This window comes from Pectobacterium fontis (genome assembly GCF_000803215.1).
Lineage (GTDB): Bacteria > Pseudomonadota > Gammaproteobacteria > Enterobacterales > Enterobacteriaceae > Pectobacterium > Pectobacterium fontis.
The window spans coordinates 200814-225591 of the sequence record NZ_JSXC01000034.1 but is presented as its reverse complement, the minus strand read 5'-3'; the positions used below and the strand labels follow the sequence as shown (position 1 = coordinate 225591).

General features: G+C 52.5%; 37 protein-coding genes. 27 read left to right on the top strand and 10 right to left on the bottom strand.

The features are described 5' to 3' along the window. Positions 1 to 63: 63 nt before the first annotated feature. The 5 genes from OI69_RS12350 to OI69_RS12330 all read right to left on the bottom strand — a co-directional run bounded on the left by OI69_RS12350 (position 64) and on the right by OI69_RS12330 (position 3492). A complete protein-coding gene (locus OI69_RS12350) occupies positions 64 to 381 on the bottom strand; it encodes a BrnA antitoxin family protein (protein WP_072034296.1) in 318 nt (105 codons plus the stop codon). Then, entirely contained in the window at positions 344 to 619 is a 276-nt protein-coding gene (locus tag OI69_RS12345) for a BrnT family toxin (protein ID WP_039350760.1), read from the bottom strand. The genes OI69_RS12350 and OI69_RS12345 overlap by 38 nt, the downstream gene beginning before the upstream one ends. A 415-nt stretch (positions 620 to 1034) precedes the next feature. Continuing rightward, positions 1035 to 2066: a site-specific integrase gene (locus OI69_RS12340; protein WP_039350757.1), complete on the bottom strand. Its 1032-nt coding sequence runs from the start codon at positions 2064 to 2066 to the stop codon at positions 1035 to 1037. A gap of 4 nt (positions 2067 to 2070) precedes the next feature. Further along, positions 2071 to 2610: a WYL domain-containing protein gene (locus OI69_RS12335; protein ID WP_039350754.1), complete on the bottom strand. Its 540-nt coding sequence runs from the start codon at positions 2608 to 2610 to the stop codon at positions 2071 to 2073. An 18-nt stretch (positions 2611 to 2628) separates the two neighbouring features. Further along, on the bottom strand, positions 2629 to 3492 hold the full coding sequence (locus tag OI69_RS12330; protein WP_052198368.1) for a phage repressor protein CI: 864 nt from the start codon (positions 3490 to 3492) through the stop codon (positions 2629 to 2631). Between the two features lie 120 nt (positions 3493 to 3612). Here OI69_RS12330 and OI69_RS12325 point away from each other — a divergent pair, with 120 nt between their 5' ends. The 3 genes from OI69_RS12325 to OI69_RS12315 are packed head-to-tail and all read left to right on the top strand — an operon-like array spanning position 3613 to position 4587. Further along, positions 3613 to 3837 carry a hypothetical protein gene (locus OI69_RS12325; protein ID WP_039350749.1) on the top strand — a complete coding sequence of 75 codons (225 nt, stop codon included), beginning with the start codon at positions 3613 to 3615 and terminating at the stop codon, positions 3835 to 3837. Between the two features lie 38 nt (positions 3838 to 3875). Then, a complete protein-coding gene (locus OI69_RS12320) occupies positions 3876 to 4385 on the top strand; it encodes a phage regulatory CII family protein (RefSeq protein ID WP_039350745.1) in 510 nt (169 codons plus the stop codon). A 13-nt stretch (positions 4386 to 4398) separates the two neighbouring features. Further along, positions 4399 to 4587 (top strand): hypothetical protein, encoded by a 189-nt coding sequence (locus tag OI69_RS12315; protein ID WP_039350744.1) that lies wholly within the window; start codon positions 4399 to 4401, stop codon positions 4585 to 4587. A gap of 23 nt (positions 4588 to 4610) precedes the next feature. Here the strand turns inward: OI69_RS12315 and OI69_RS19855 are convergent, their stop codons facing one another. After that, entirely contained in the window at positions 4611 to 4781 is a 171-nt protein-coding gene (locus OI69_RS19855) for a hypothetical protein (RefSeq protein WP_154715548.1), read from the bottom strand. A gap of 133 nt (positions 4782 to 4914) precedes the next feature. Between OI69_RS19855 and OI69_RS20080 the strand changes: the two genes are divergently transcribed. The 8 genes from OI69_RS20080 (at position 4915) to OI69_RS12275 (ending at position 10434) form a co-directional block, all read left to right on the top strand. Continuing rightward, the gene (locus OI69_RS20080; RefSeq protein ID WP_167335188.1) at positions 4915 to 5091 is read left to right on the top strand and encodes a hypothetical protein; all 177 of its coding nucleotides are present in this window, start codon (positions 4915 to 4917) and stop codon (positions 5089 to 5091) included. Further along, positions 5088 to 5588, top strand: a complete 501-nt coding sequence (locus OI69_RS12310; protein ID WP_039350742.1) for a hypothetical protein — start codon at positions 5088 to 5090, stop codon at positions 5586 to 5588. Before OI69_RS20080 ends, OI69_RS12310 begins: the two co-directional genes overlap by 4 nt. Positions 5589 to 5656: 68 nt before the next feature. Further along, positions 5657 to 5899 (top strand): DUF2732 family protein, encoded by a 243-nt coding sequence (locus OI69_RS12305; RefSeq protein ID WP_154715547.1) that lies wholly within the window; start codon positions 5657 to 5659, stop codon positions 5897 to 5899. After that, the gene (locus OI69_RS12300; RefSeq protein ID WP_039350738.1) at positions 5899 to 6207 is read left to right on the top strand and encodes a DUF5405 family protein; all 309 of its coding nucleotides are present in this window, start codon (positions 5899 to 5901) and stop codon (positions 6205 to 6207) included. Before OI69_RS12305 ends, OI69_RS12300 begins: the two co-directional genes overlap by 1 nt. After that, the gene (locus OI69_RS12295) at positions 6207 to 6431 is read left to right on the top strand and encodes a TraR/DksA family transcriptional regulator (RefSeq protein WP_039350736.1); all 225 of its coding nucleotides are present in this window, start codon (positions 6207 to 6209) and stop codon (positions 6429 to 6431) included. Before OI69_RS12300 ends, OI69_RS12295 begins: the two co-directional genes overlap by 1 nt. Beyond that, positions 6428 to 7441, top strand: a complete 1014-nt coding sequence (locus OI69_RS12290) for a phosphoadenosine phosphosulfate reductase domain-containing protein (RefSeq protein WP_039350735.1) — start codon at positions 6428 to 6430, stop codon at positions 7439 to 7441. The genes OI69_RS12295 and OI69_RS12290 overlap by 4 nt, the downstream gene beginning before the upstream one ends. Beyond that, positions 7438 to 9744 carry a replication endonuclease gene (locus tag OI69_RS12285; protein ID WP_039350733.1) on the top strand — a complete coding sequence of 769 codons (2307 nt, stop codon included), beginning with the start codon at positions 7438 to 7440 and terminating at the stop codon, positions 9742 to 9744. The genes OI69_RS12290 and OI69_RS12285 overlap by 4 nt, the downstream gene beginning before the upstream one ends. Positions 9745 to 10212: 468 nt before the next feature. Beyond that, positions 10213 to 10434, top strand: a complete 222-nt coding sequence (locus OI69_RS12275; protein WP_039350821.1) for a 3-isopropylmalate dehydratase small subunit — start codon at positions 10213 to 10215, stop codon at positions 10432 to 10434. Positions 10435 to 10752: 318 nt separating this feature from the next. On the opposite strand, the gene OI69_RS12270 is transcribed toward OI69_RS12275, so the two are convergent. Genes OI69_RS12270 through OI69_RS12255 form a run of 4 tightly spaced genes read right to left on the bottom strand, consistent with a single transcriptional unit; the run spans position 10753 to position 14674 of the window. Beyond that, positions 10753 to 11121 carry a hypothetical protein gene (locus OI69_RS12270; protein ID WP_039350728.1) on the bottom strand — a complete coding sequence of 123 codons (369 nt, stop codon included), beginning with the start codon at positions 11119 to 11121 and terminating at the stop codon, positions 10753 to 10755. A gap of 15 nt (positions 11122 to 11136) precedes the next feature. After that, positions 11137 to 12162 carry a phage portal protein gene (locus OI69_RS12265; RefSeq protein ID WP_039350725.1) on the bottom strand — a complete coding sequence of 342 codons (1026 nt, stop codon included), beginning with the start codon at positions 12160 to 12162 and terminating at the stop codon, positions 11137 to 11139. Beyond that, positions 12159 to 12902 carry a terminase large subunit domain-containing protein gene (locus OI69_RS12260; protein ID WP_052198367.1) on the bottom strand — a complete coding sequence of 248 codons (744 nt, stop codon included), beginning with the start codon at positions 12900 to 12902 and terminating at the stop codon, positions 12159 to 12161. Before OI69_RS12260 ends, OI69_RS12265 begins: the two co-directional genes overlap by 4 nt. Before the next feature lie 2 nt (positions 12903 to 12904). After that, the gene (locus OI69_RS12255) at positions 12905 to 14674 is read right to left on the bottom strand and encodes a terminase ATPase subunit family protein (protein WP_039350719.1); all 1770 of its coding nucleotides are present in this window, start codon (positions 14672 to 14674) and stop codon (positions 12905 to 12907) included. Between the two features lie 139 nt (positions 14675 to 14813). Here OI69_RS12255 and OI69_RS12250 point away from each other — a divergent pair, with 139 nt between their 5' ends. The 16 genes from OI69_RS12250 to OI69_RS20235 all read left to right on the top strand — a co-directional run bounded on the left by OI69_RS12250 (position 14814) and on the right by OI69_RS20235 (position 24620). Beyond that, positions 14814 to 15668: a GPO family capsid scaffolding protein gene (locus OI69_RS12250; protein ID WP_039350715.1), complete on the top strand. Its 855-nt coding sequence runs from the start codon at positions 14814 to 14816 to the stop codon at positions 15666 to 15668. Positions 15669 to 15717: 49 nt separating this feature from the next. Beyond that, on the top strand, positions 15718 to 16809 hold the full coding sequence (locus OI69_RS12245) for a phage major capsid protein, P2 family (RefSeq protein WP_039350712.1): 1092 nt from the start codon (positions 15718 to 15720) through the stop codon (positions 16807 to 16809). 3 nt (positions 16810 to 16812) lie between these two features. Then, on the top strand, positions 16813 to 17472 hold the full coding sequence (locus OI69_RS12240; RefSeq protein ID WP_039350709.1) for a phage terminase small subunit: 660 nt from the start codon (positions 16813 to 16815) through the stop codon (positions 17470 to 17472). 91 nt (positions 17473 to 17563) lie between these two features. Next, entirely contained in the window at positions 17564 to 18067 is a 504-nt protein-coding gene (locus OI69_RS12235) for a head completion/stabilization protein (protein ID WP_039350706.1), read from the top strand. Then, the gene (locus OI69_RS12230; RefSeq protein WP_039350703.1) at positions 18067 to 18270 is read left to right on the top strand and encodes a tail protein X; all 204 of its coding nucleotides are present in this window, start codon (positions 18067 to 18069) and stop codon (positions 18268 to 18270) included. The genes OI69_RS12235 and OI69_RS12230 overlap by 1 nt, the downstream gene beginning before the upstream one ends. Before the next feature lie 3 nt (positions 18271 to 18273). Then, positions 18274 to 18567 carry a phage holin family protein gene (locus tag OI69_RS12225; RefSeq protein WP_039350700.1) on the top strand — a complete coding sequence of 98 codons (294 nt, stop codon included), beginning with the start codon at positions 18274 to 18276 and terminating at the stop codon, positions 18565 to 18567. Further along, complete coding sequence (locus OI69_RS12220; RefSeq protein ID WP_039350697.1) at positions 18554 to 19042, top strand: glycoside hydrolase family 24 protein; 489 nt, start codon at positions 18554 to 18556, stop codon at positions 19040 to 19042. Before OI69_RS12225 ends, OI69_RS12220 begins: the two co-directional genes overlap by 14 nt. Beyond that, positions 19039 to 19482, top strand: coding sequence for an Rz-like lysis system protein LysB (gene lysB / locus OI69_RS12215; RefSeq protein ID WP_039350694.1), 444 nt, complete (start codon positions 19039 to 19041; stop codon positions 19480 to 19482). Before OI69_RS12220 ends, lysB begins: the two co-directional genes overlap by 4 nt. After that, positions 19367 to 19609, top strand: coding sequence for an Rz1-like lysis system protein LysC (lysC, locus tag OI69_RS20240; protein ID WP_235319684.1), 243 nt, complete (start codon positions 19367 to 19369; stop codon positions 19607 to 19609). The genes lysB and lysC overlap by 116 nt, the downstream gene beginning before the upstream one ends. Then, entirely contained in the window at positions 19572 to 20027 is a 456-nt protein-coding gene (locus OI69_RS12210) for a phage tail protein (protein ID WP_039350691.1), read from the top strand. The genes lysC and OI69_RS12210 overlap by 38 nt, the downstream gene beginning before the upstream one ends. After that, positions 20020 to 20475, top strand: coding sequence for a phage virion morphogenesis protein (locus OI69_RS12205; protein WP_039350689.1), 456 nt, complete (start codon positions 20020 to 20022; stop codon positions 20473 to 20475). The genes OI69_RS12210 and OI69_RS12205 overlap by 8 nt, the downstream gene beginning before the upstream one ends. A gap of 53 nt (positions 20476 to 20528) precedes the next feature. Continuing rightward, positions 20529 to 21164, top strand: coding sequence for a phage baseplate assembly protein V (locus OI69_RS12200; protein ID WP_039350686.1), 636 nt, complete (start codon positions 20529 to 20531; stop codon positions 21162 to 21164). Continuing rightward, positions 21161 to 21505, top strand: coding sequence for a GPW/gp25 family protein (locus OI69_RS12195; RefSeq protein ID WP_039350683.1), 345 nt, complete (start codon positions 21161 to 21163; stop codon positions 21503 to 21505). The genes OI69_RS12200 and OI69_RS12195 overlap by 4 nt, the downstream gene beginning before the upstream one ends. A gap of 4 nt (positions 21506 to 21509) precedes the next feature. Beyond that, positions 21510 to 22418, top strand: coding sequence for a baseplate assembly protein (locus OI69_RS12190; RefSeq protein WP_039350680.1), 909 nt, complete (start codon positions 21510 to 21512; stop codon positions 22416 to 22418). Then, a complete protein-coding gene (locus tag OI69_RS12185) occupies positions 22411 to 23022 on the top strand; it encodes a phage tail protein I (RefSeq protein WP_039350677.1) in 612 nt (203 codons plus the stop codon). The genes OI69_RS12190 and OI69_RS12185 overlap by 8 nt, the downstream gene beginning before the upstream one ends. After that, positions 23019 to 24620: a phage tail protein gene (locus OI69_RS20235; protein ID WP_235319681.1), complete on the top strand. Its 1602-nt coding sequence runs from the start codon at positions 23019 to 23021 to the stop codon at positions 24618 to 24620. Before OI69_RS12185 ends, OI69_RS20235 begins: the two co-directional genes overlap by 4 nt. The last annotated feature ends 158 nt before the right edge of the window (positions 24621 to 24778 follow it).

Sequence of the window (24778 nt, the reverse complement as noted above, 5' to 3'; positions counted from 1 at the left end):
CAGAGTAAAACGTTATCAACACAATATTTTGATCGCTGTAAGCCCCGCGAGTACGGGGCATTTTTATCTGCGAAAATTGGGATGCGTAGCCAGCCACTCTTTTAACGCATCATTCATTCGCGTTTGCCAGCCGGGGCCACTCGCCTGAAAGCGTTCAATCACGTCAGCATCGTAGCGGATAGTTTTAGCGACTTTTGTTGGCGCTTTCTGTAGCCCGCGTGTTCGCCCAATCGTTTTACCACCCAATTTCATTACAGCGCCTGACCAGTCATCAGTCGTGGTGATTGGGTTATCATCATCATGGGCAATGTCGCTATCTTTCATAGCCTCTAGACGCTTCAGGTCAGTTCGGATAGTGGTTCCAATAGTATTTTTGCTCATGTTTATCCGCCTTTCTCATTGAAATGATATGGTCATCGTTCCCGCGTGGTGTGTGGGCTACCATCACAACTACCACGTCACCCAGCAGGCCAAGCGTCTGATAACGCAATTCACCATACTCATAGCGGGTATCTTCACGGGTAATCGTGAAGCCTTCAAAGACTAGGGGCGCATCGTTGAAATCAATTCCATGCTTTTCCAGATTACTTAAGCGCTTATTCTCATCGTAACTGATCATCCCCCCTCCTTTGATAATCTAATTGTAGTTACATTTAGAGCAAGGTCAATCTTTTTTGTAGTTACAATATGAAGCGTACTATAGCGCCAGTGCTGTCTGACTGACCAGCAAACCGCATCACATTGCCGCTGTTGTCCCCCGGCGGCATGTTTTCCCCATGAAAACACAAGCCACCCTTACCGAAATTCAGCACCTCTTTCGCCACTGCTTTTTTTCTGCCGCCACTTAGATAAAAAAAAACCCAGCAATTAAGCCAGGCTTTTGAAAAATAACAACTTTCGGATGTTGCGAAAGCGCTATCTTAGTTAAGACGCTCTTATGCAACCACACTGATTTATATAGTTATTTTATAAAATACAGTTAGTTACGTGTATCTTTGGTGCAGCACGGTGCGACCTAATACAAGCTGCGTGGACTATTTGTGGACACCATGACTAGCTAGTGGGTTCAAGCTGACCGCCTCTTCTAAATGATCCGGCGCAAAGTGCGCATACCTCATCGTTTCACGGATATTTGCATGGCCTAAGATGCGCTGTAGTACCAAAATATTTCCCCCGTTCATCATGAAGTGCGAAGCGAAGGTGTGCCTCAATACGTGGGTCTTCTGTCCCTCTGGTAATTTGATGCTGGTCATAGCCAGCACCTTCTTAAAAGTTTGGTAGCAGGGTTTGAACATACGTCCCTGCCGTGTGGCTAATTCATCGTACAACCATTGCGAGATCGGCACCGTTCGATTCTTTTTGCCCTTAGTCTTGAAAAAAGTCACTTTGCACGGTGACAGTTGGGAACGAGTAAGATTTTCCGCTTCACTCCAGCGTGCGCCAGTGGACAAGCATACTTTCACGATCCACGTTAACCCCTCATTGCCATATGATTCACACGCCCCCAATAATTCACGAATCTGGGGGTGAGTTAACCAAGCCATTTCCTTATCTTCTTCTTTGAATATGCGAACGCTATCTAATGGGTTCGGCAGCGTCCATTCTCCTAACCTTTTCAGCTCACTAAAAACAGCAGTCAGGTATTGTAGTTCTCTGTTGACCGTGATCGGTTTCACAGCCCAGCGCTCTGGATTGTCATGGTATCCGTTACTGATTTCACCCCGTAACCGTTTATCACGGTAATGCGCAAAATCTTTAGCGGTAAAACGAGAAGCGACGGGATCGCCCAGACCATCACAGACAATTTTTAGCTTTCCCATACGGGAACTGATAGCGGTAAGAGATTGGCCGTGCAAGTGATACCAGAGGTCGATAACTTCACTAAGACGGCGGCGATCTTCTTTCTCCCCTAACCACGGCTTTTCACTGGCTTCATTCAACGTGTATTGCTCAAACGCAACCGCTTCGCCTTTTGTAGGGAATGTTTTACGAACGCGCTTACTATCGCGCCCGTTAATACGAAAATCAGCGCGCCATTCTCCTGATGGGAGCTTGGTTACTGTCATGAATTTAACGCCCACTCTTCTTATATCGATTTACATATTCGTAAGATTTCAAGAGTTCTCCAGTTTCACGAATAATCACACCATCAATAACTCTATCTACTCTAAATGTTCTCAATGCTTTTGCTGTATGACAATAGCCCGTGATATATATCAAGTCGCATTCTTTTACATCGATAGTTCTATAGCTCTGCTTGCCTACAGCGTCTTCATATTCAAAAGCAATTTCTTTTAAATTAACCTTTGATGAAAAAACCCTGAGTTTATCTGATGTTGTAGATACTTCTCCCGATTCACTTTGCTTTTTATTAGCTGCTTTTTCTTTGTAGCTATAACCAGCAATCAATAAGCAAACGTTTAAAAAACAGAAAAAGTAAAGAATTGGGTAATCATCGAAAATCAAAGAAATTAAGGAAATGATAAAAAAAGAAAATGAATAACAAAGAGAAGATATCTTAACGATCTTCTCTGAGTAACGACCACTGTAGCTATATCTAACAATATAAAATGAAAGGATAGCGCCAATAATACTAATTATTACGTCCACTGTTTAAAAGCCTCCAAATTAAATATGTTTTTCCAACGTTAAGAAAACTAAGCCAACAGGCTTAACATCACTGACATCACAATCAAACTGCGCCGAGCTACTACTTACCTTGATCTTGTTACCCGGTAATCGAGCGATATCGCAAACATCAATAGCCCCATCTAAATCAACGAACCAACGCCCATTACTGATGGTTTTTGCGTCTCTATCGATTACCCAAGAATTTTTAGTGCCGTCTACAAACGCGGGAGAGGACACAGAAGCAGGGATAAGTGCTTTATCACACGCCCATGATCCAACGGATTTTAATTCGCCGGATAAGAGCTGATATTTCGGGATATCCGTTACATTTTCATTAGCGGATAGCGATAACGCCGCTTCACCTTTTATATCCCCCTGCCCTGTTACCAACCACCGGAGAGAAACCCCAGTTTCCAGAGCACAAGTCACGACAATATCACCAGGAAAAAAATTACGACGAACCCATGAACTAATCGTGCCAGACGATAGGTTGAATCGGTCGCCTAACTCTTTTTGCATTTCAAAGCCGTAGGCATCCAACATGCGGCGCAGAATCGGCTTACCTCCTGCCGAGAGCACCATATCGTAAAGACTTTTACCCACTTTTCCTTTCAAGCGGTCATCAACAACCGATGAACTTAAATTTTTAAGCTCACCTGTTAGTAACCAAATAAGATCGGCGCCAGTATCAACAGCACAAGAAAGAATTGCGCTGCTCGGAACGCTCCCCCTCTGCATCCAGTTGCTTACATTTCCGGGATGAATTTTCATAACCTCGGCCAATGCCTTTTGAGAAGAGACGTTATAGGAGGCATACAGCCTTTCTAAAACCTCTTCAGCATTCTGAGTTTCACTAATCATTTTACGCCCAATAAAAGTCTAAGGACTTTACAAAAGCCAAAAGGTGTTTTAGATTGTCTCCCGTAGAGACAAAACGCACGCCAATGCACTAAAACAACAGCCAACTAGAGATATTGATTTATGACACCACAAATTGCAATCCCTTCCGGCAAGGACGTCATGACCTATGACGAGTTTGCCGCCGCCTACGGGTACAGCCTGCGAACCGTTAAACAGATGGTTGCCGATGGCGATCTCCTTATCATGCCTCGTAAAAAAGAAGGAAGTGCCGCCCGTATTAACATGGTTGCTTTCCGTGCCCGACTGCTACAGCAAGGTATCAACTGCCGTTACGTTGCTGCGTAAGCTGAACTTAATTATTTAAGTTAACAGGGGTGATGACTATGTTTGATTACCAAATGGCTAAACAACCGCACTTCAACAACGCTTGCCGGGCATTTTCCAACAAGCAGAATCTGGCTGATGTGGCCGAACGTATCGGCATGAATGCGCAAATGTTGCGTAACAAACTGAACCCAGAACAGCCGCACAAGCTGACGTGTGACGAGTTGATGACCATCACCGATGTAACCGAAGACGCCACGCTGATCGATGGGCTTTTGGCGCAGCTTAATTGCTTGCCAGCCGTGCCAGTGAATGAGGCAAAGGCGGAACGGCTAACCACGTATGTATTGCAGGCCACCGCCGCAGTGGGCGCGGTAGCTGCTGAAAGCGTATCAGATGAGCGTATGACGCCAGCGCGTCGTCATAACGTGATCGAGAGTATCAACGCGGGTGTGCGTTATTTGTCGTTGGTCGGCTTAACGCTGCAATCGCGTATTCAAGCTAACCCCGCGTTAGCGTCAACAGTAGATGCACTGAGCGGTATTAGTGCGTCGTTGAATATTGGGTGAAAACAAGGAGTCTATGAAGAATTTTATTGTATTAGTGGACAATGAAAAAAAAGTAATCATTGATGCTAGCGAGGTTAAATGTGTTCGCGCATTCAATCATATTGATGAAGAAACCACGATTTTATTAAATGGAAATAATTCTGTGAGAATTAATTTATGTATTGATGTGGTTCTAGAAAAACTAGGGATCGATATTGTGTGAATAAGGGGCATAAGCCCCTTATCCTAATCCTTGTCAGAAGCTTGAAGTTTTTCATCAAGCTTAGATTCGAGCCACTTATAGTGTGTATCGAAGTCATACTTAATATCGCCAATAGAAATGCTGTCTCCACGAATCATTTTTATAACTTCCAGAGTTTTACTGAAAAGAAATAATGTTTTTTCATCTGTATTCATAACCAATTTCCTTGTTGTTGGTTGTTTTGGCGAACTAATCCTACCACAGAACCATGCGCCGGGCATGGCTAAAACCCGGCACCTATTCGCAACCGTCTACCCGTGGGCGGTTACCAATAGGAAGGGGGAAAACATGCAAGCACCAGTTTCAATCGCGCCGTTCCTCTGGTGGCACCAGACGGAGACAAAGCCCGATTTTACGATCACTAAAGGCAAAGGCCGTCAGGGGATCATCATTCGTACCCGCCCGATGAGTGTTACCCAGCGGGTTATCCGTTCTATCAAATCAGTTATACGGGGGAACGCATGACCGCGTTTACAGTCAGCAGTATGCAGAACTTACCCGCCGGGCTGCGCAACGTGATCGGCAAACACTTTGCTGATAGTCGCTGGCGTGATACTTGCGCTTATTACAACGGCCTGAATGAGCGTAACCGCTTGACCGTCTGCTTTCATGCGCAGATGAAAAAGCGCCAGACCGTTTACCGTCTGGAAGAAATGTCAGCCGCAGAGCGTGAGCGGATTGTCTGCGCCATTGATGAACTGCGCCGGGCTTTCTCAAAAGCGCGTAATCGGGGCGTGAATACGTCAACATTCCTTAGCTGGTTAAATGTAAGTGAAAGAAAAACCCTATTTATGCACGCGGGGTTAACTGAAAAAGAATTTAATCAGCCTTACTGGCGGATTGATGATATTTCATGTCCGTGGCGGAATAAAATATCACATGCTTTAAATGAGCTATTCAGCTTATTTGACGATACCCCTGACATTCTGACGGCAATTAAACCCGAAGAATATCTGAATTAAATAACCACCTGAAATTAATTAGGCGCTTAACCGCGTCGGGACTCCCTTTATCTGAGGATTATATTTATATGAATGAGGGCGCAATTCAAAAAATGCGTAGCGGGGAACGGAGTGTGATTGTTCAAACCATGCTTTTACGCGCCAGAGCGGAAGCGAAAGCCGATGCGTATACATTATTTTCTTCTCGTCTGGATAGACTGGCGACTCATGCCGCTATTAATGAATTAAGCAACGTGGAAATCATCGAATTATTACGGCAGGAATCCGAAGTCTTTAATCATTCCGGTACAAATATTAAGGCGGTGCTGTAATGGAAAATCCCGCTTATAACCGCGTTGATATCAACGGTAATTATGCAATAGCGAAAGTTGGCTATGACTTTGCGCTGGGCGAAATTAAATGCGGAAAAGAAGACGGCGACCAGCCGTATTTATCCACGCTGGCTGTTTATCAGAATCCAGTCAGCCTTATTAACGATTTTGTGCATCGTGCGATCGGCACCGAAATCTGGCGCGGGAACGTCACCGACGCAAAGAAACTGCTGACCGAAAGTAAACGCTTTGCGGCGCTGTGCCAGTCAGCTTTTGACCAGCTTAATAACGATAAGGAACAAGAGTAATGCCGGATTTAATGGACATGGTGCAGCAGCGCCAACAGGACATGTTAGAGCACCAGATCGCCAACGCCCGGAACATCCAACGCGGCGTTTCTGCGTTTGTGTGCGAAGACTGCGATCACCCCATTCCCGAAGCGCGTCGCGCTGCCATCGTCGGCGTGACCCGTTGCGCGTCTTGTCAGGGTATTCAGGAAATGAAAAGTAAGCATTATCGGGGTGGGTTGTGAATACCGTTATCGATACCCGTTGTTTTTCTGCCGATGCAATCAACATTAACTCAGTATCTGGCGGTAAAGATTCGCTGGCGCAATGGCTGTTGGCTATTGAGGCTGGCGTAACAACCATCCGTGTATTTGCTGATACAGGGCATGAACACCCGCAGACAATGGAATATCTGGATTATCTGGAATCCAAGCTGGGGGAAATACGCAGGGTTAAGGCGTCGTTTGATGACCGTATAGCAGGAAAGCGCAAGTTTATTGCTGAGCGCTGGCCTGTCACGCTGGTAACTGAATGCGGTATGACTGATGCACAGGCCACCGCAACGGTTGCCCGTGCGCTTGATGTTCTTCATCCAACAGGTATTCCTTTTCTGGATTTGTGTATGTGGAAAGGCCGCTTTCCGTCCACAAAAGCGCGATTTTGTACTTTTGATCTGAAGCACGCGCCTATTCGTGATCAAATCGTCATGCCGCTACTGGCTGAATATGACGAGGTTATCAGTTGGCAAGGTGTCCGAGCGGAAGAATCCCCCGCACGCGCATTACTGCCTGAATGGGAAACGGACGCCGACAACACACCGGGGTTACATGTCTACCGCCCGATACTGACATGGACTCATGCCGATGTGTTTGCATTAGCACGTCGCCACGGAATCAAACCCAATCCACTCTATCAGCAGGGATGCAGCCGAGTAGGCTGTATGCCGTGCATCCATGCACGAAAATCTGAGTTAGCGGAAATATTCAGTCGTTGGCCCGAAGAAGTGGCGCGTGTGGCTGAGTGGGAACGGCTGGTTGCCGCCTGTTCGCGTCGTGGTAACAGTACGTTTTTTCCTTCAACTCAAGATCCACATAAAGCCGAGCGCCGTATTGAGTTCATTAGCGTTGAATCCCACGGTATTGAAACCTATAGAGACTGGGCGTTGACCTCACGCGGCGGAAACCAGTTCGATCTATTTGCAGGCATGAATGACAAGGCCGTGTGCAGCAGCGTTTACGCTGGAATTTGTGAATGACCATTACCCGCCGGGGGCGAACTGCTCCCACACCTCCTCCACCTTTTCCCGGTAGCACCCGCGAGGCGTTCGTGGGTGCGTATCCGTGGAACGCACAGCGCCCGGCCATCGTACCGGAAGAGAGACAGCTTACCCGTGAGGAATGGACTCAGGGGCAAGCCGTTTTAGCGAAAATTAACCAGCAACCGCACTTCCTGCGTGAAATCTGCCTGAATCGTTACGCTTACCTGAAAAAAAACAAAGGGATGCTGAGCGCTAATCGTTTTCTGATTAACAGCTTTATGCAGCGCATGTGGCCGCGTATCGAGGCAATCAATACCCGCCATGCCATAAACCGCCATGCCTCCGAGCGTTTCCTGTCTGAATCTGACGCCTATCAAACGCTCCCCGGTATGAATGACAAAACGCTGGAGCGTCTGGCCGCGCGTATTTCCGACCAGATATTTTCTGCGTATGAGGAAATGAGCGATGCCATGAAAGCGCAGTTTGGCGGTCAGCCTGACGCGCTCTTTACCGACGAGGCACAAGCAGAGCTTTTCGGCCATGTCGCCAGCATGGCGCGTGCGTTCAATATCACTCCGCTTTTCTGGAAGAACTACCGCAAAGGCACGCTGGATATACGCAAGGCGATAGCCAGCGTTTCCCGCCTGATTAATGAGGAATGGTGGACTCGCCAGCTTAAAGCCCAGCGTACCCGCTGGCGTGAGGCGCTGAATATTGCCGTCGGTCAGGTCAGTAAAAAGGCGTCCCCCTATGCCAGCAAGATGGCGATCCGCGATGTACAGGCGCGTCGCCTCGCCAACATGGATTATCTGAAAAACTGTGAGCTGGAGAACGTCGCAACAGGTGAACGTATCGACCTGATCGACAAAGTGATGGCAAGTATTTCTAACCCGGAAATCCGGCGTATGGAGCTGATGAGCACTATCGCCGGGATTGAGCGTTACGCCAGCGAACAGCGAGATGTCGGGATGTTTATCACTATCACCACGCCGTCGAAGTATCACCCGACCCGCGTGATCGGTAAGGGCGAAAACGAGAAAGTCCAGTTTAACCGGAACTGGGACAATGAAGCGTTTACGCCAAAAGACGGTCAGCGCTATCTGGTCAGGATATGGGGCAAGATGCGTACCGCATTTAAAGACGCAGACCTGAAAGTTTACGGGATGCGTGTTGTTGAGCCACACCACGACGGGACACCACATTGGCACATGATGCTGTTTTGCAAGCGTGCACATCGCCAGTCAGTCATCGACATTATGCGCCGCTATGCCCTGAAAGAAGACGGCGACGAACGCGGCGCGGCTAAGTACCGCTTTGAATGTAAACACCTCAATAAGGGCGGTGCTGCTGGCTACATTGCTAAATACATCGCCAAAAACATTGATGGCTATGCGCTGGACGGCCAACTGGACGACGAAACCGGAAAGCCGCTGCGTGATATGGCCGCAGCCGTGACCGCGTGGGCGTCAACGTGGCGTATCCCTCAATTTAAACCTATCGGTATTCCCACAATGGGCGCTTACCGCGAGTGCCGAAGCGGCACGTTACGCAGCGTCAATCTTACTGACCAGTTCGACAAACAGGTCGAGGCGGTTCGCTGCGCTGCTGACGCTGGCGACTTTGCCGCGTACATGGCCGCACAGGGCGGCGCGAATGTTTCCCGCGAACTGCAAACGGTGCGTGTTGCGCGCCGGGTATCTGACCAGCTCAACGAGTATGACGAAGAGGTGCAAAAGGTGGTCGGGATTTTTGCCCCGCATTTGGGCGCGGGTCATGTATTTGAAACCCGGACAACTGAGTGGCGCATCGTTTCTAAAGCCGTTGACCTTGAGCCTTTGACTTTAAAAAGCGCCCTCGGCGCGCCTCGGAGTCCTGTCAATAACTGTGGGTTGGGTTCTCAACGGTCGGGCGCTAATGTCAAAAAGCAGGCCGAAAACAGCGGCGTAGCGCCGACATCAGAAACCGATAACCCACCGATTGACTGGAATGACGACGCGGCTGTGAGGGCGCTAGGAATGCGTCTACGTGAGCAATCCGTCAGGAAAAACCATAAGCAACGCGACTTTAACCCCAATACCCTCCGCGATCCGTCACCGTCAGCCAGATTGACGGGTGAAGAACGGGAGCGGATACCCCGTATTCAGCGTGATTTGATGCAGCGCGGTATCAGCGTTCAGCGCTGGGAGCTGGAAGCGCTGGCGCGTGGGGCAAAGATGAAGTTTGACGGCGAACTTATTTCATACCCGGTGGCTGATGAGTGGCCAGGGTTTAGTAATCAGATGGAGATAACTAATGATTAGCAACGAACAACATAACAAGAAATTAGGGATAACATGGGAACTCACACCTATTTATCAGTACAGCGTAATTGTCAGTGATGATGAAACGGGTGAAGTCCGTATGTACTGGAATGATTGCGATAAAACATACTATGAAACGTGTATAGCGGATGAAAAGCACTGCCGAGTTTTGTATGCCGAGACCGCCGTCAATCTTAGGACTTAGGAGGTGAACATGCCTAAATTACCCGTTACTGAGTGCTGCCTGTCTGGTTCGTCTGAGTGTTGGAACACACAAGGCTGGCATGATTTAAAGTTAATTCTGTGACATGTCACGGCGTGAAATGTTTAAGTGACATGTCACGCCGTTTTTCATGGTGTGGAACACATAACCAATCAGTCACCCGTAGCACACGAAGTGATTGACGAAAATTTCAATATGTAAAACACTGTATGCGCATACAGTATAAAATAAGGAAATGGCACCCCTTGGAAAACACGGAACACATACAAGCCGTTTTGTCGCGGGTTCAGTTAATCGCTGACATATCGTTAGTGGCTCAGTGCGATGTAGACGAATTAAAAACCGCGATGTCACTGATTGCGGATTTGGCGAACGGCACGATAGAAACCAGAGAATATCGGCAGATTACTGATAAGTCGGAACTGGTCGAATACCTGAGAAAACGATTAGAGGATGCCGTCTTTTAGCCATGCATGCATAACCCGCATGATTTTGCATGATGATCTACTGCCAATTTATCCCCGTTAACGCCATAGCTGACGCGGATCGCGCTGGATCGTGCGTGTGCATGAAAAGCGACACACAAAGCGGGCAGGCGTGGCGGGGATAGCATTGCGCGCGAGGGGGGGTAGAGGCGTGATTCATGCCGCGCCACTGCGCACCGCTACGAGGCGTTCTGCTTTGGTTTTATACGTTGGGTCGGTTTTTCACTGGTGCGTGTAGAACGCGATTGGTGAGGTCTGGCAGGGATGTAAAAAGCCGCTGGTTAGGCGGCTATGCTAAGGTTAGCAGTTAGTTAAAAAACTCTGGCTTTCTGTATGATGAAATTGACTATTCCCTGCACACCCTTTACATGGCTGGCCTGAGTTCTTAACTACTCGTATCGCTTTATCATCCCATAACTCTGACATGTCACTATCCTTGATATTCGTTACCACTAGTGCAGGAAAACCATTATCTTTTAGCCAGCGTTCAACGTCTCGCCTTCCCTTTAGTGTTTCGGCACGAGCAGTAAAGATACGAACTTCCTTTTTTTCTTTGCACCATGTGGTTACTCGTTTTGCCATTTGGGGAACAGGCTTACCAATTGCGGAACCCTGCCCTGATTTGTATTGCGCGAGTGTGCCGTCTAAGTCAACGCCAATCCATCCCATCGTTTTCCCCTTTAGTTAATTTGCATCAGCAATCAGCGTGTACGGCTTAAACGCGATCACCTCCATCCCCACTGCATCATTAACCTCTTTCATCCGTTCCTGTAGTGGCGTCAGCTCGTTCCTGACAAACACCTGACTCGCATTCACTACATCCCCAAAACCGCCCGCGTTATTCGGGATAATCCCCATCATCTGCGGCGGCACCCGGTGGGCGCTGAGCAGATCGTCACGGCTGGCGTTTTTTATGTTAAAGAAGTCGTCTTTTGTCGCCACCTCGCTGAGCGGCACAATCTTGATACCGTCCGGTTTGCCGTTGGGCGCGTAGAAAAATAAGTTCTTAAAATTCCCCAACCCTTTAGTGCCGTTCATCGCAGAGCGTAGCTTATCTACATCGGTGCCGCTTTGTGCCGCATCAGTCACGTACATGATGTAACCCGCATGTGCGCCATTCTGATAATACTTGCGCCGGAACAGCGTCGCGGATTCATTCAGCCATGCCGAGTTTAACGAGCTAAGATATTCCGGCAGGCCGTACATCTCCTGATTGATATCCGGCTCCAGCAGATGAAACACGCTACCCGGCTCAAAGCGGTGCGGCTCTTTGAATGACTGCACGAACCAGTAAACATCCTCTTCAACCCCGCGCCGGGTGTATTTGGCCGGGCTGGAGTCTAAGCGCAGGATGCCGCCTGTGCGATTCAGGCGCTTTTCCAGAAACGCATTACCAAACACCAGATAATCCAGTACAAAGCGGCTAAAATCCTGCTGGCTTAATAGCGGGTGCGGGATAAAGGTACTCACCAGAATGTTACGCTTCACGTAGATCGGTGAGCTGTGATGCACCGCTGCACGCAGGCTTTTAGCTAGCCCGCTGAAGTTGATCGGCGGCTCAATCCATCGGCCATTATGGATACACTCGGCATAGTCCAAAATGTCGCGGCGATCCAGAACGGCCGACGGCTCACCAAAAGTGAATGCCTCTATTGGTTGTGCCTGGCTAACGGGTGCCGCTTGTGATTTGCGATATTTACGCTTTTTCATGCGTCCATCCCCTTATTGTTGATGGCCTGTGACCAGTCGCATTCAAAAAACTGCCTGTATTCTGCCGGGGTGAATTCCCGCTTGATTGTCTCAATGTCGTGAAGGTTGCAGCCCTGAGCCGCTGCCTGTTCCAATGTCAGCGACTGACGCCAGACGCCATCAGCACCAAACGAGCTACCCGGCATAAAGAGGGCAGGCTGTGGATGCCTGCGCCGCGAAAAATCGCCGCGCCATACCTGGAACGCAGAATAGTTATCGGATACTGAACCGTACAGCGTCCGGCGGTGTTGTTTATACATCGACATAGATTTGGCGATTAACAATGCCGCTCGCGGGTTTTTGAACCACGGAAATTCATCAACATAAACATTACCTGAATAGACCGCGCAGTGGCTTTTTTCCCCTAAAAATGAAATCTGCGCATCTTTCAACAACACATGCCCGGCGCAGTTCGTTGACAGATTGACACCGACCTGCCACGCCACCGCTTGCATGTAAGTGCGTGCCACCTGTGCGCTTGCCTGTGTTGGAGCATAAAAAATCTGGTTGCGCCCGGTAGTCAGCGCGTCAAGCAGCGCTTCGCGTGCAAAAAATGCCGTTGCGCCAATCTGGCGCGCTTTGGTGATCGTGCGGTCAACGTTCAACCTGCCGACACGCTGCCAGACGGCTTGGTGCGGAAAGGTGAAACGCTCGATTGCCGTGTGGAGGTCGTCTATCTGGCTGGGGGTAAATGTGGTCATTTTCATTCGTTAAAGTCCAAAATGCTGACAGGGACATGACCGTTGATCGCGGTCAGGGGTTCGTTTAACAGCGCGTGCATGGTTGCCCATGCCACATCGGCGTGGCTGATTTCCTCGCTGCGGCTGGCTTCATAAGTGGTACGGTTGCCACTGGCCGTCATGGTTTTGCGTATGGCCATAAACGATTGGGTGATGTCGGTGTGGCTGGTGTCGTACTCCAGCCGCCCGCTAGTGATGGTGTCTTTTGCCTTGAGTACCATCGCGGTTTTGATTTCCGGGGAATATTTGATTTCGCGTGCCGCCGGGAAGAATCCCCGTACCAGTTGGTACACGCCCTGACCAATCCCCGTTGCATCAATGCCGATGTATTCGACGATGTATTTTTCCGTCAGCAGCTTGATAGCGTCGGCCTGTGCGGCAAAGTCCATGCCTTTCCACTGGAAGCGCTCCAGAATGCGGAATTTACCGCCCGGTGCCTGTGGCGGTGCCAGTACCACACAGCCTGCGCTGTCGCCTGTGTGCGACGGGTCGTAACCAATCCAGACAGGTTTATAGGCAAACGGGCGCAGCGCGTAAGGGTTAAAGTCCTCCCACTCTTCCAGCGCATCGACCATGCAGCGCTGTAATTCCTCAAACGGGAACACCGACGCCTTATCATCGACAAACTCGCACATCAGCAGGTTTTGATACTCTGCCGGGCTGTATTCCAGCGTGAGCTGGTCAAGGTCGAACAGGTTGCAGCCCCCGGCCAGCGCATCTTCTACCGTCACAATCTGCCGCCACTGGCCGTCGCCGCACAACACGCCGTCGGAAAGGTTGGCATGGCTTAAATCCAGATGAAGGTGATCGGCTTTGTTGCTGCGTCCCTTGTTGAATAGCTCGCCCGACCAGAACGGATAGGCGCTGTGTGCCAGACTCGACGGCGTGGAGAAATACGTGCTGCGCCATTTCTTATGCAACGACATGCCGCTGGCGACCTTGCGCAGTTCCTGAAACTTGGGTATCCAGAAATATTCATCCAGATACAGATTTCCCGTGTAGCTCTGCGCGGTGCGAATGTTGGTGCCGAGGAAGAACAGGCGCGCCCCGTTGGGCAGCACCATCGGATCGCCTTTCAGGTCAACATCGACCAGCCGGGCAAAGTCGATAATGTAGTTTTTAAAGACGTGCGCCTGCGCCTTACTCGCTGACAGGAAAATCTGATTACGCCCGGTGATGAGCGCATCAATCAGCGCTTCTCGCGCAAAATAGAACGTCGCCCCAATCTGACGCGATTTCAGGATATTGCGGATACGGTGCTGTAGCCCGGCCTGATGCCAGCCGCGCTGGTATTCGAAAATCTCACTCAGGAAAATGTCGTTCAGCTTCTCAATGGCTGCATCACTGAACGCGTTCTTTTCCGGTGCCTTACGTTCCCCCTTGTTGCGGTTGCGCACGTTGGGATTGAGATCGGCCTCGTTACCCGTCTGGCTGTAGCGGTTTACCCGCGCCAGCCGCTCAATCTGACGGCCTAACAGGTCGATTTCTTTGTAGTCATGCCCCTCCTTTTTCGTCTTCATGATGAGCTGGATCAACCGTGCTTCCAGACTGGCTTCCACACGCGATACCGGGGCGATAGCGTCCCAGCCGTCGCGCTGCTTCCAGCTCTGAACGGTCGGCGTTTTCTGGTTCAGCATTTCCCCAATCTGACGTACCGAAAAGCCCTGCCAATAGAGCAAGGCGGCTTGTCGTCGTGGGTCGCTGATGAGGGTGGTATCGATGGCGGTATTCATGACAGCAAGGCTACGTCAGCGCCCCCCTTCACCGCCTTAACCCCTTGTTGTGCCAACGGTTAGCGAACCGTGATTGATGGCACGGCAGGGTGTCACGCCGGATACTCGCCCCGACTTCCCGCAAACAACGGATGAGAAAATGGCAAAGAAAGTTTCTAAGTGGTTCCGCGTTGGTGTCGAAGGTGACACTTGCGATGGCCGCATCATTGATGCAAATGATATTCAACATATGGCGGAGACGTTTGATCCGCGTGTCTATGGTTGCCGCATCAACCTTGAACACCTGAAAGGCTTGCTGCCCGATAGCCCGTTTCGTCGCTACGGCGATGTGGTCGAGCTGAAAGCGGAAAAGATTGATGATGATTCGGCACTCAAAGGAAAACTGGCGCTGTTTGCCAAAATCACCCCGACTGACGAGCTGATCGCCCTGAATAAGGCCTCGCAAAAGGTCTATACCTCCATGGAAATCCAGCCCAATTTTGCCAACACAGGCAAAGCCTATCTGGTCGGTCTGGCCGTCACTGACGATCCAGCCAGTCTAGGCACGGAAATGTTGGAATTCAGTGCAAAGGCAAAACAAAATCCGCTTGCTACCCGTAAATCCTCCCCGGAAAACCTCTTTTCTGTCGCTACCGAGGTGACGCTGGAGTTTGACGATCTGCCGGACGCAGAACTGACGTTGTTAACTCGCGTGAAAGCCCTGTTTGGCCGCAAGCAGTCCAGCGACGACGCCCGTTTTAATGATGTGCATGAGGCCGTGGCCGAAGTGGCCGGGCAGGTGCAGACCAACGCCGACAGCGTGGAGCAACGCTTTACCCAGCTTGAGCAACGCCAACAGCAGGATATTGCCACGCTGACGCAGAAGCTGAGTGCCAATGAACAGCAGTTCGCCGATCTCAAAGCCACGCTGGACGGCACAGAAAGCCTGTCACAGAAACGTCGCCCCCCGGCTACAGGTGGCGACGGTGAAACCTCACTGCTGACCAACTGCTAACCGGGGCGCTGCCCCTCGAATCCCTTTTTCAGAAAGAACAGGAAAAACAATGCGTAAAGAAACCCGTTTTAAATTTAATGCCTACCTGACGCAGCTTGCCAGCATCAACGGCGTTGAGGTGGAAACGCTGAGCAAAAAATTCAGCGTTGAGCCGTCCGTCACGCAGTCACTGATGGAAGTGGTGCAAGAGTCGTCCGACTTCCTGACCCGCATCAATATCGTGCCTGTTGCCGAGTTGACCGGGGAAAAAATCGGCCTCGGCGTGTCCGGGTCAGTTGCCAGCACAACGGACACCTCAAACGGTGACGAGCGCGAAACCGCTGATTTACTGAGTCTGGAAGCGCGCCAGTACAAATGCGAACAGATGAACTTTGATTTCCATATCCGCTACAACACCCTCGACCTGTGGGCGCGTTTTCAGGATTTCCAGTTACGTTTACGTAACGCCATCGCCAAACGTCAGTCGCTGGATTACATCATGGCCGGATGGCACGGTGTGAAACGTGCGGCGACCTCTGACCGCGCTAAAAATCCGTTATTGCAGGACGTGGCCGTGGGCTGGTTGCAGAAATACCGCAACGAATCCCCCCAGCGAGTCATGGATAAGGAAACGGAAGAAGATGGCACGGTGATTTTTGAAAAAATCCGCGTTGGCCTGGGTGAAGCGGCTGCATATGTCACGCTCGATGCGCTGGTAATGGATGCAACCAACAGCATGATCGCCGAATGGCACCAGGAAGACCCTGACTTGGTGGTGATTTGTGGCCGTCAGTTGCTGGCTGATAAGTATTTCCCGCTGGTCAACCAACAGCAGCCTAATAGCGAAACGCTGGCCGCTGACGTGATCATCAGCCAGAAGCGTATCGGCAATTTACCCGCCGTGCGCGTGCCCTATTTCCCGGCTAACGCGTTGTTGATCACCCGTCTGGATAACCTGTCGATTTACTACATGGACGACAGCCACCGTCGCCACCTCGAAGAGAACGCCAAGCGTGACCGTATTGAAAACTACGAATCCATTAAACAGGATTACGTGGTGGAAGATTACGACTGTGGCTGTCTGATTGAAAATATTGTGCTAGGTGATTTCCGCACCGAGGAAGAGAAAACCAAAGACGCGAAAGCCAAAGCGGGAGACTAAGTCATGCTAAGCCCTGCCCAGCGTCACATGATGCGGGTATCAGCGGCGATGGCGTCGCGGCGGGAGAATGATCCGCTGCGACAGGCCACCGGATACGAGCAAATGTTGTTCCGGCTTGCGGCTGACAAACGCACGCTAAAACAGGTGCGCTCAGTAGAGCGTAAAGCTGAGATGAAAAGCGGTCTGTTGCCCACGTATGCCCCGTGGGTGGCGGGCGTACTCGCCAACGGTCGCGGCGCACAGGACGCGGTATTGATGACGGTCATGGTGTGGAAGCTCGATGCCGGAGACGTCCCCGGCGCGCTGGAGATTGCCCGTTATGCACTCCAGCACAAACTGGTGATGCCGGAGGGTTACACCCGCCCGACGCCGTACCTGTTAGCCGAGGAAGTCGCCGACGCCGCAACCCGCGCCCATACCGCCGGGCAGTCGCTCAACATTGACCTGCTGATCGACACGTTGACGCTGACCGATGCGGAAGACATGCCCGATCAGGTGCGCGCCAAGCTGCACAAAATCATCGGCCTGATATTGCGCAGCGGTAAGCCGGAGCAAGCCCTGTTTCACCTGAAACGCGCCTTTCAGCTTGATAGCCGAAGCGGTGTGAAAAAAGACATAGAGCGGCTGGAAACCGCGCTGCGCAAAGCAGCGGCCAGCCGTTAACCCAACGCGCCCCGCGCCGGGCGGCACACAGGCCGGAACAGTTCACTGTTTTCTGTGCCTGTGTCCACCGCCCACCTATTCAGAGGTTGTCATGACGACAATGATTTTCCCCGCGAAAGCGGAGCCACGCCCGGATGCGGTGGTTATCCCTGTGCCCGAGAAACAGGATGCAGTTATCGAGAACACCTTCTTCTGGCCGGATGTGGAGCCGGGAACGCTGCGTACGCTGATGCGTCTTGAGAACACTGTTACGCCGGAGCGCCTGCGCCATGCGGCATTAACCGCGATTTCCGAAGTCAATGCCGAACTGTTCGAGTACCGCAAGGCGCAGGTGGCGGCAGGGTTTACCACGCTTGCCGCCGTTCCGGCTGAGCGGCTCGACGGCCAGAGCGAAAAACATCATCACTATCTGCGTGCGGTCAGCGCCATTACCACAGCGACGTTGTACGAGCGCTACCGGGGCTATGACGCCAGCGCCAAAGGCGACCGCAAGGCCGATGCGCTCGACGGCACGATTGATGAACTGTGGCGCGATGCGCGCTGGTCAATCAGTCAGTTGCAGGATAAGCCCCGCTGCATCATCGGGCATATCTGATGAACGTTATCGCACAGCAGGGCGACACGTTAGATGCCCTCTGTTATCGCCATTACGGACGCACGCGGGGTGCCGTTGAGGCGGTATTAGCCGCTAATCCGGGGCTGGCCGAATTCGGGGCGATCTTGCCTCACGGCACCGCAGTGACACTGCCGGATATTGCCAGCGCCCCTGTCCGTGAATCCGTTCAGTTATGGGAGTGAACCGTGAACGAACCCGATAAAAGTATTTTGTCTTTATTCCTGATCGGCGCGCTGATTGTCGTCGGAAAAGTGCTGGCAGGCGGGGAGCCTGTCACGCTGCGCCTGTTTATTGGTCGCGTGCTGCTGGGCGGCTTTGTGTCGATGGTAGCGGGTGTGGCGTTGGTACAGTTTCCCAACCTGTCACCCGTTGCCATCAATGGCATCGGTGCCGCGTTGGGAATCGCGGGCTATCAGGCGATTGAGTTGCTGATTAAAAGTCAGTTGGACAAGAGGAAGAAAACCGATGGCGAACAGTAAAAATCTGACAGCCTTTCTGGACATGCTGGCCTTTTCCGAAGGAACGGCTAAACATCCTTTAACGCGTAATAACGGCTATGACGTGATTGTTACCGGACTGGACGGCAGGCCGGAAATTTTCACCGACTACCGCGATCACCCGTTCGCAGCGGGTCGTCCGGCAAAGGTGTTTAACCGCCGGGGCGAGAAGTCCACCGCATCCGGGCGTTACCAGCAGCTTTATCTGTTCTGGCCACATTATCAGAAACAGATGGCGCTGCCGGATTTTAGCCCCGCGTCGCAGGACAGACTCGCCGTGCAGCTAATCAGCGAGCGCCGGGCGCTGGATGATATCGAGCGTGGTGACATTGAACGGGCGATTTCCAAGTGCCGGAATATCTGGGCGTCGTTGCCGGGTGCAGGTTACGGCCAGCGTGAACACAACATTGATAAGCTGCTTCAGGTGTACCAGCAGGCCGGGGGAATACTGGCATGAGTAAGCTGACGCAGTTTCTCGCCATCGTAGTCGCCTGCCTGTTGGGCGTGCTCGTTGTGGTTAAGTGGCAACTGTCCCGCGCTAACAGCACGTTAGGCAAGCAGGCTATTACCCTGAGCCAGCAGAAAGACACGCTGCTGGCTCAGTCTGCCGCTATCGGAACGTTGCAAGACAGCGCCCTGCGCAATGAACAGGCACAGGCGGAGCTGCGCACGAAACTATCACAGGCCGGGCAACTGGCCGCTTCCCGCGATAAAACCATGACGAGGCTGATTAATGAAAATGCCGATCTGCGCCGCTGGTACGGCACTGCTTTGCCTGACGATATTAAGCGGCTGCACCGCCGCCCCGCCTTTGACAACCCCGACGCTTATTTACGTTGGCTGTCCGAGAGTAGCGAGCTGCCCGATACCGGGCAGCTCCCCGGAAACCAACGGTGATGTAAGCGCGGATAATCGCCAACTGGAAAGCGCACTGGTGAGCTGTGCGCTACAGGTCGAAACCATCAAACACTGTCAGGAACAACACGATGCTGAAACCCAACAGCCTGCGCCTCGCCTTAAGTGATGCGGTGCCGGTACTGAAAAATAACCCGGATATGCTGCGCGTCTTTATCGACAGCGGCGCGATAGCGTCAACGCTGGCACAGTCACTGTCGTTTGAGAACCAGTACATGCTGAATCTGGTCATCACGGATTTTACCGACGATATCGACTGGCTACTGGTGCCGATTCAGGCGTGGTTACGGGAAAATCAGCCCAATATCACCAGTGACCCTAAAGGGTTTACCTACCTTGCTGACATTAACAATGACGGAAGCTGTGATATCAGCATCAGCCTGAAACTCACTGAACGGGTGATCGTCAAAGCGGTAGATAAGGCATTGCACGTCACCCACGCGCCAGAGCCGCCGTTACCTGTTCCCGTCACTCGCCCAGATTCCATGTATATCAAAGGCGAATTAGTGAGTCAGTGGCATGAATGAGCTGAAACCGTTTGACGACAAGCTGGCCGCGCTGCTTGCCAGCCTGTCAGCATCTGGCCGTCGAAAGCTGGCCGGAACGGTGGCAAAAGCCCTGCGCGGTAGCCAGCAGCAGCACATCAAACAACAGCAGGCACCGGATGGCACGGCCTATGCCCCACGCAAAGCACAGACGATCAAAGGCAAGAAGGGACGTGTTAAGCGTCAGATGTTCCAGAAACTGCGCACCGCCAAATACCTGAAAGCCAAAGGCACTGCCGATGCGGCCAGCGTGGAATTTGTCGGGCGAGTGCAGCGCATGGCGCGGGTGCATCATTACGGCCTGCGTGATCGACCTAGCCGCAACGGTGACGATGTGCAATACGAGGCACGGCCGCTGCTGGGATTCAGTGAAACCGATATCAACCGTGTGGAAAATGAGGTGATTAAACACCTTTCGTTGTCTGACTGACCAGCAAACCGCATCACATTGCCGCCGTTCTCCCCCGGCGGCATGCTTTCCCCATGAAAACACAAGCCACCCTTACCGAACTTCAGCGCCTCTTGCGCAACCTGATCCGTGTCGGCGTCGTGACCCACGTCAACACCACGGATGCCCTGTGCCGGGTGCAAACTGGCGACATGACCACAGGCTGGTTGAACTGGTTAACCCGCCGTGCCGGGCGTTCCCGCGACTGGTGGGCACCGTCCATCGGTGAACAGGTGTTGATCTTGTCCATCGGCGGCGAACTGGACACCGCCTTTGTGCTCCCCGGCATCTATTCCAATGACAACCCCGCACCGTCAGCCTCTGCCGATGCGTATCACGTCAGCTTTCCAGACGGTGCGGTGATTGAGTACGAACCCGCTACCGGGGCGCTGACCGTCAGCGGGGTTAAAACCGCCACACTCACCGCGTCTGAATCCCTCACCGCGACGGTGCCGCTGGTCACGGTGAAAGCGTCAACCCGCATCACACTCGACACGCCAGAAGTGGTCTGTACCAACAAGCTGATTACGGGAACGCTGGAAGTGCAAAAAGGCGGGGAAATGCGCGGCAATATTCAGCATTCCGGCGGGTCGCTGTCATCAAACGGCAAAGTGTTACATACCCATCAACACCCCGGCGACAGCGGCGGCACAACGGGTGCGCCACTATGATCGCCCGTTACCTCGGCATGAGTCGTGACAGTGGCCAGACCCTCGGCGACCTTGAGCACATTCGCCAGAGCGTGCGCGACATTCTCATCACACCTGTCGGGTCGCGGGTGATGCGCCGGGATTACGGGTCGCTGCTGTCGGCGCTGATCGACCAGCCGCAAAACCCCGCCGTGAAATTGCAGGTCATGGCCGCGTGTTACATGGCGCTGCTGCGCTGGGAGCCACGTATCACGCTGACGGCCATCAACCTGACGAGCACATTCGACGGCAAGCTGGCTGTTGATATTACGGGCGTGCTGGCTGACAGCAACGCCGTTTCCCTTTCTGTTCCTGTGAGCTGACACGATGGCGATGATTGATTTAAGCCAGCTTCCCGCGCCTGCCGTGGTGGAAGAACTGGACTACGAGGCAATTTACACCGAGCGCAAGGCGATGCTGCTGTCGCTCTACCCAGAAGACCAGCGCGTCGCTGTTGCCCGTACGCTGACGTTGGAATCAGAGCCACTTGTCAAGCTGTTACAGGAAAACGCCTATCGTGAACTGCTGTGGCGGCAGCGCGTCAATGAAGCCGCCCGCGCCGTGATGGTAGCCTTTGCGCAGGGAGATGACCTCGATCAGCTCGGCGCGAATTTTAGCGTCACCCGTCTGGTTATCACCCCGGCTGACGATTCAACGTTACCGACAACACCTGCCCTGATGGAGTCCGACAGCGATTTACGCCTGCGCATTCAGCAGTCTTTCGAGGGTTTAAGCGTTGCCGGGTCGGTTGGTGCTTACCAGTACCACGGACGCAGCGCCGACGGGCGCGTGGCCGATGTGTCGGTTATCAGCCCCAGCCCGGCCAGCGTCACCGTGTCGGTGCTGTCACGCGAGGGTGACGGCAGCGCCAGCCCGGAGCTGGTCGCTATTGTTACCGCCGCGCTGAACGGCGAAGACGTGCGCCCGGTGGCTGACCGGGTAACGGTGCAATCCGCCGCGATTGTACCGTATGAGATTGCCGCCACGCTGTATCTGTATCGGAGTCCCGAAGCGGAGCCAGTGCGTGCCGCCGCCGAACAGAAGCTGAAAGCCTATATCAGTGCGCAGCACCGATTGGGGCGGGATATTCGTCGCTCGGCGATTTACGCTGCGCTGCACGTTGAAGGCGTGCAACGGGTCGAACTGACGACACCCGCCGCTGATATCGTGCTGACCGCCGCGCAGGCGTCCTACTGTTCCGGCTATCGGCTGAATGTGGGTGGTGCCGATGAGTGATAGCCGTCTGTTGCCTGTCGGATCGTCTGCGCTCGAAGTCGCCGCCGCCACCGCGTGTGCCGAGATTACCCGCGTACCGGTTCCGCTGCGCCAGTTGTGGAACCCGGATACCTGCCCGGCACACCTGCTGCCGTATCTGGCGTGGGCGTTTTCCGTTGACCGCTGGGATGAGGCGTGGCCGGAGAGTGTGAAACGGCAGGTGATCCGTGATGCATTCTTTATCCATCGTCATAAAGGCACTATCGGTGCATTGCGCCGCGTGGTGGAGCCGTTTGGTTATCTGATCCGTATCAGTGAATGGTTTCAGAACGGCGGAGAGCCAGGCACGTTCCGGCTAGACATCGGCGTGCAGGACAGCGGCATCACCGAAGAAACCTTTTACGAGCTGGAGCGGCTGATTGCTGACGCCAAACCCGCGTCCCGTCACCTGTTGGGGATGAATATTAACCTCGACACGCAGGGCGCGGCCTATGTTGCCGCCACACTTTACGGCGGCGATGACCTGACCATTTACCCCTATTTTCCTGAAACCATTACTGTGTCCGGTCTGGATGTGACCGGGGCAGCACTTCATTTAATCGACAACGTGAGCGTAACCGCATGAGTGCAACCTATTTTGCTCTGTTAACCAATATCGGCGCGGCCAAACTGGCTAACGCCACCACGCTGGGGAGTCGTCTGAACATCACCCGGATGGCCGTGGGTGACGGCGGCGGCGTCTTGCCAACCCCGAACCCGGCACAAACCACGCTGATTAACGAAAAGCGCCGGGCGGCACTCAACAACCTGAGCATTGACCCGAAAAACCCCAGCCAGATTATCGCCGAGCAGGTGATCCCCGAAAATGAGGGCGGTTGGTGGGTGCGGGAAGTTGGCCTGTTTGATGATGAAGGTAATCTGATTGCTGTCGCCAATTGCCCGGAGACGTACAAACCGCTATTACAGCAGGGAAGCGGCCGTATTCAGACTGTGCGCATGATTTTGATTGTCAGCAGTACCGATGCCGTGACGCTGAAAATTGATCCGGCGGTGGTACTGGCAACGCGGGGTTATGTTGATGATGTACTGGCTGAGCATGAAAAGAGTCGCAAACATCCTGACGGGACACTGACGGCAAAAGGATTCGTGCAACTGAGCAGCGCGACGAACAGTGAGAGTGAGCTACTGGCCGCAACCCCAAAAGCGGTGAAAGCGGCAAATGATAATGCCAATGGGCGTGTACCCGTGACGCGCAAAGTCAACGGCAAGGCGCTGACGGCTGACATTACACTAAGTGCCGGAGATGTCGGGGCATATACTAAACTGGAAACCGATACGGCTGTTTCTGTCGCCACAACTGCCGCGAACACTGCCGCTACGGCAGCAGCTAACGCCAACACCAACGCCAATGGCCGTGTGCCGTCCGGGCGTACCGTCAACGGTAAAGCGCTGTCGGCAGATATCGCGCTGGGTGCCGAGGATGTCGGGGCATACACGAAAGCCGAAACCGACACCCGCGTCGCCGCAGCAACCACCGCCGCGAATAATGCCGCTACAGCAGCGGCCAACGCCAACACGAACGCTAATGGCCGTGTGCCGTCCGGGCGTACCGTCAACGGTAAAGCGCTGTCGGCAGATATCGCGCTGGGTGCCGGAGATGTTGGCGCGCTGACAGATACACAAGCCTCGCAAAAATATGCACTACGTTCGATTAAGATTAATGGAAAGCCGTTATCGGCTGATGTCAATTTATTGGCGGGTGACATTGATACGTGGAATAAAACGGAGTCCGATGGACGTTATCTGATGAAATCGGCAACCGCTGCCGCCGCAACTAAACTGGCTACCCCTCGTAAAATTAACGGCGTGCCGTTCGATGGTTCAACAGATATCAACCTCAAGCCCCAAGACCTCGGTTTTGGGGAAGCTCTGTTGGCTGAGAATGGTCATCAAAAACTGCCGGGCGGGTTAATCATTCAATGGGGGCGTATTGCTATTGATAGTGCTGAGACTGCGTATCCAGTTTTGTATCCGATAGAATTTCCAACCGCCGCGTTTAATGTCCAATGTACATCTGGCTATGAGTCAGCACGTCAGAATGACGGTATTTTAGCGCAGGCATTGAACGTTACGCGGCGCGGCTTTGATGTGAATAGACAAGATGTTGGTATCGTTTTACATCCTAATAATCCTGTAATCATGTGGTTTGCTATCGGTTGTTGATTGTTTAATAACCGATATTTTTACACTACTCAACACGCTGAAATAATGTTGTTCGTGCTGCTTTTCCGTCTGATGAATTGATATAACCTAGACATCTCCATGAACCTGTAGCTGCGAGTGTTATTGAATAGCCAACATCAGCAGACGAAAATGCTAGC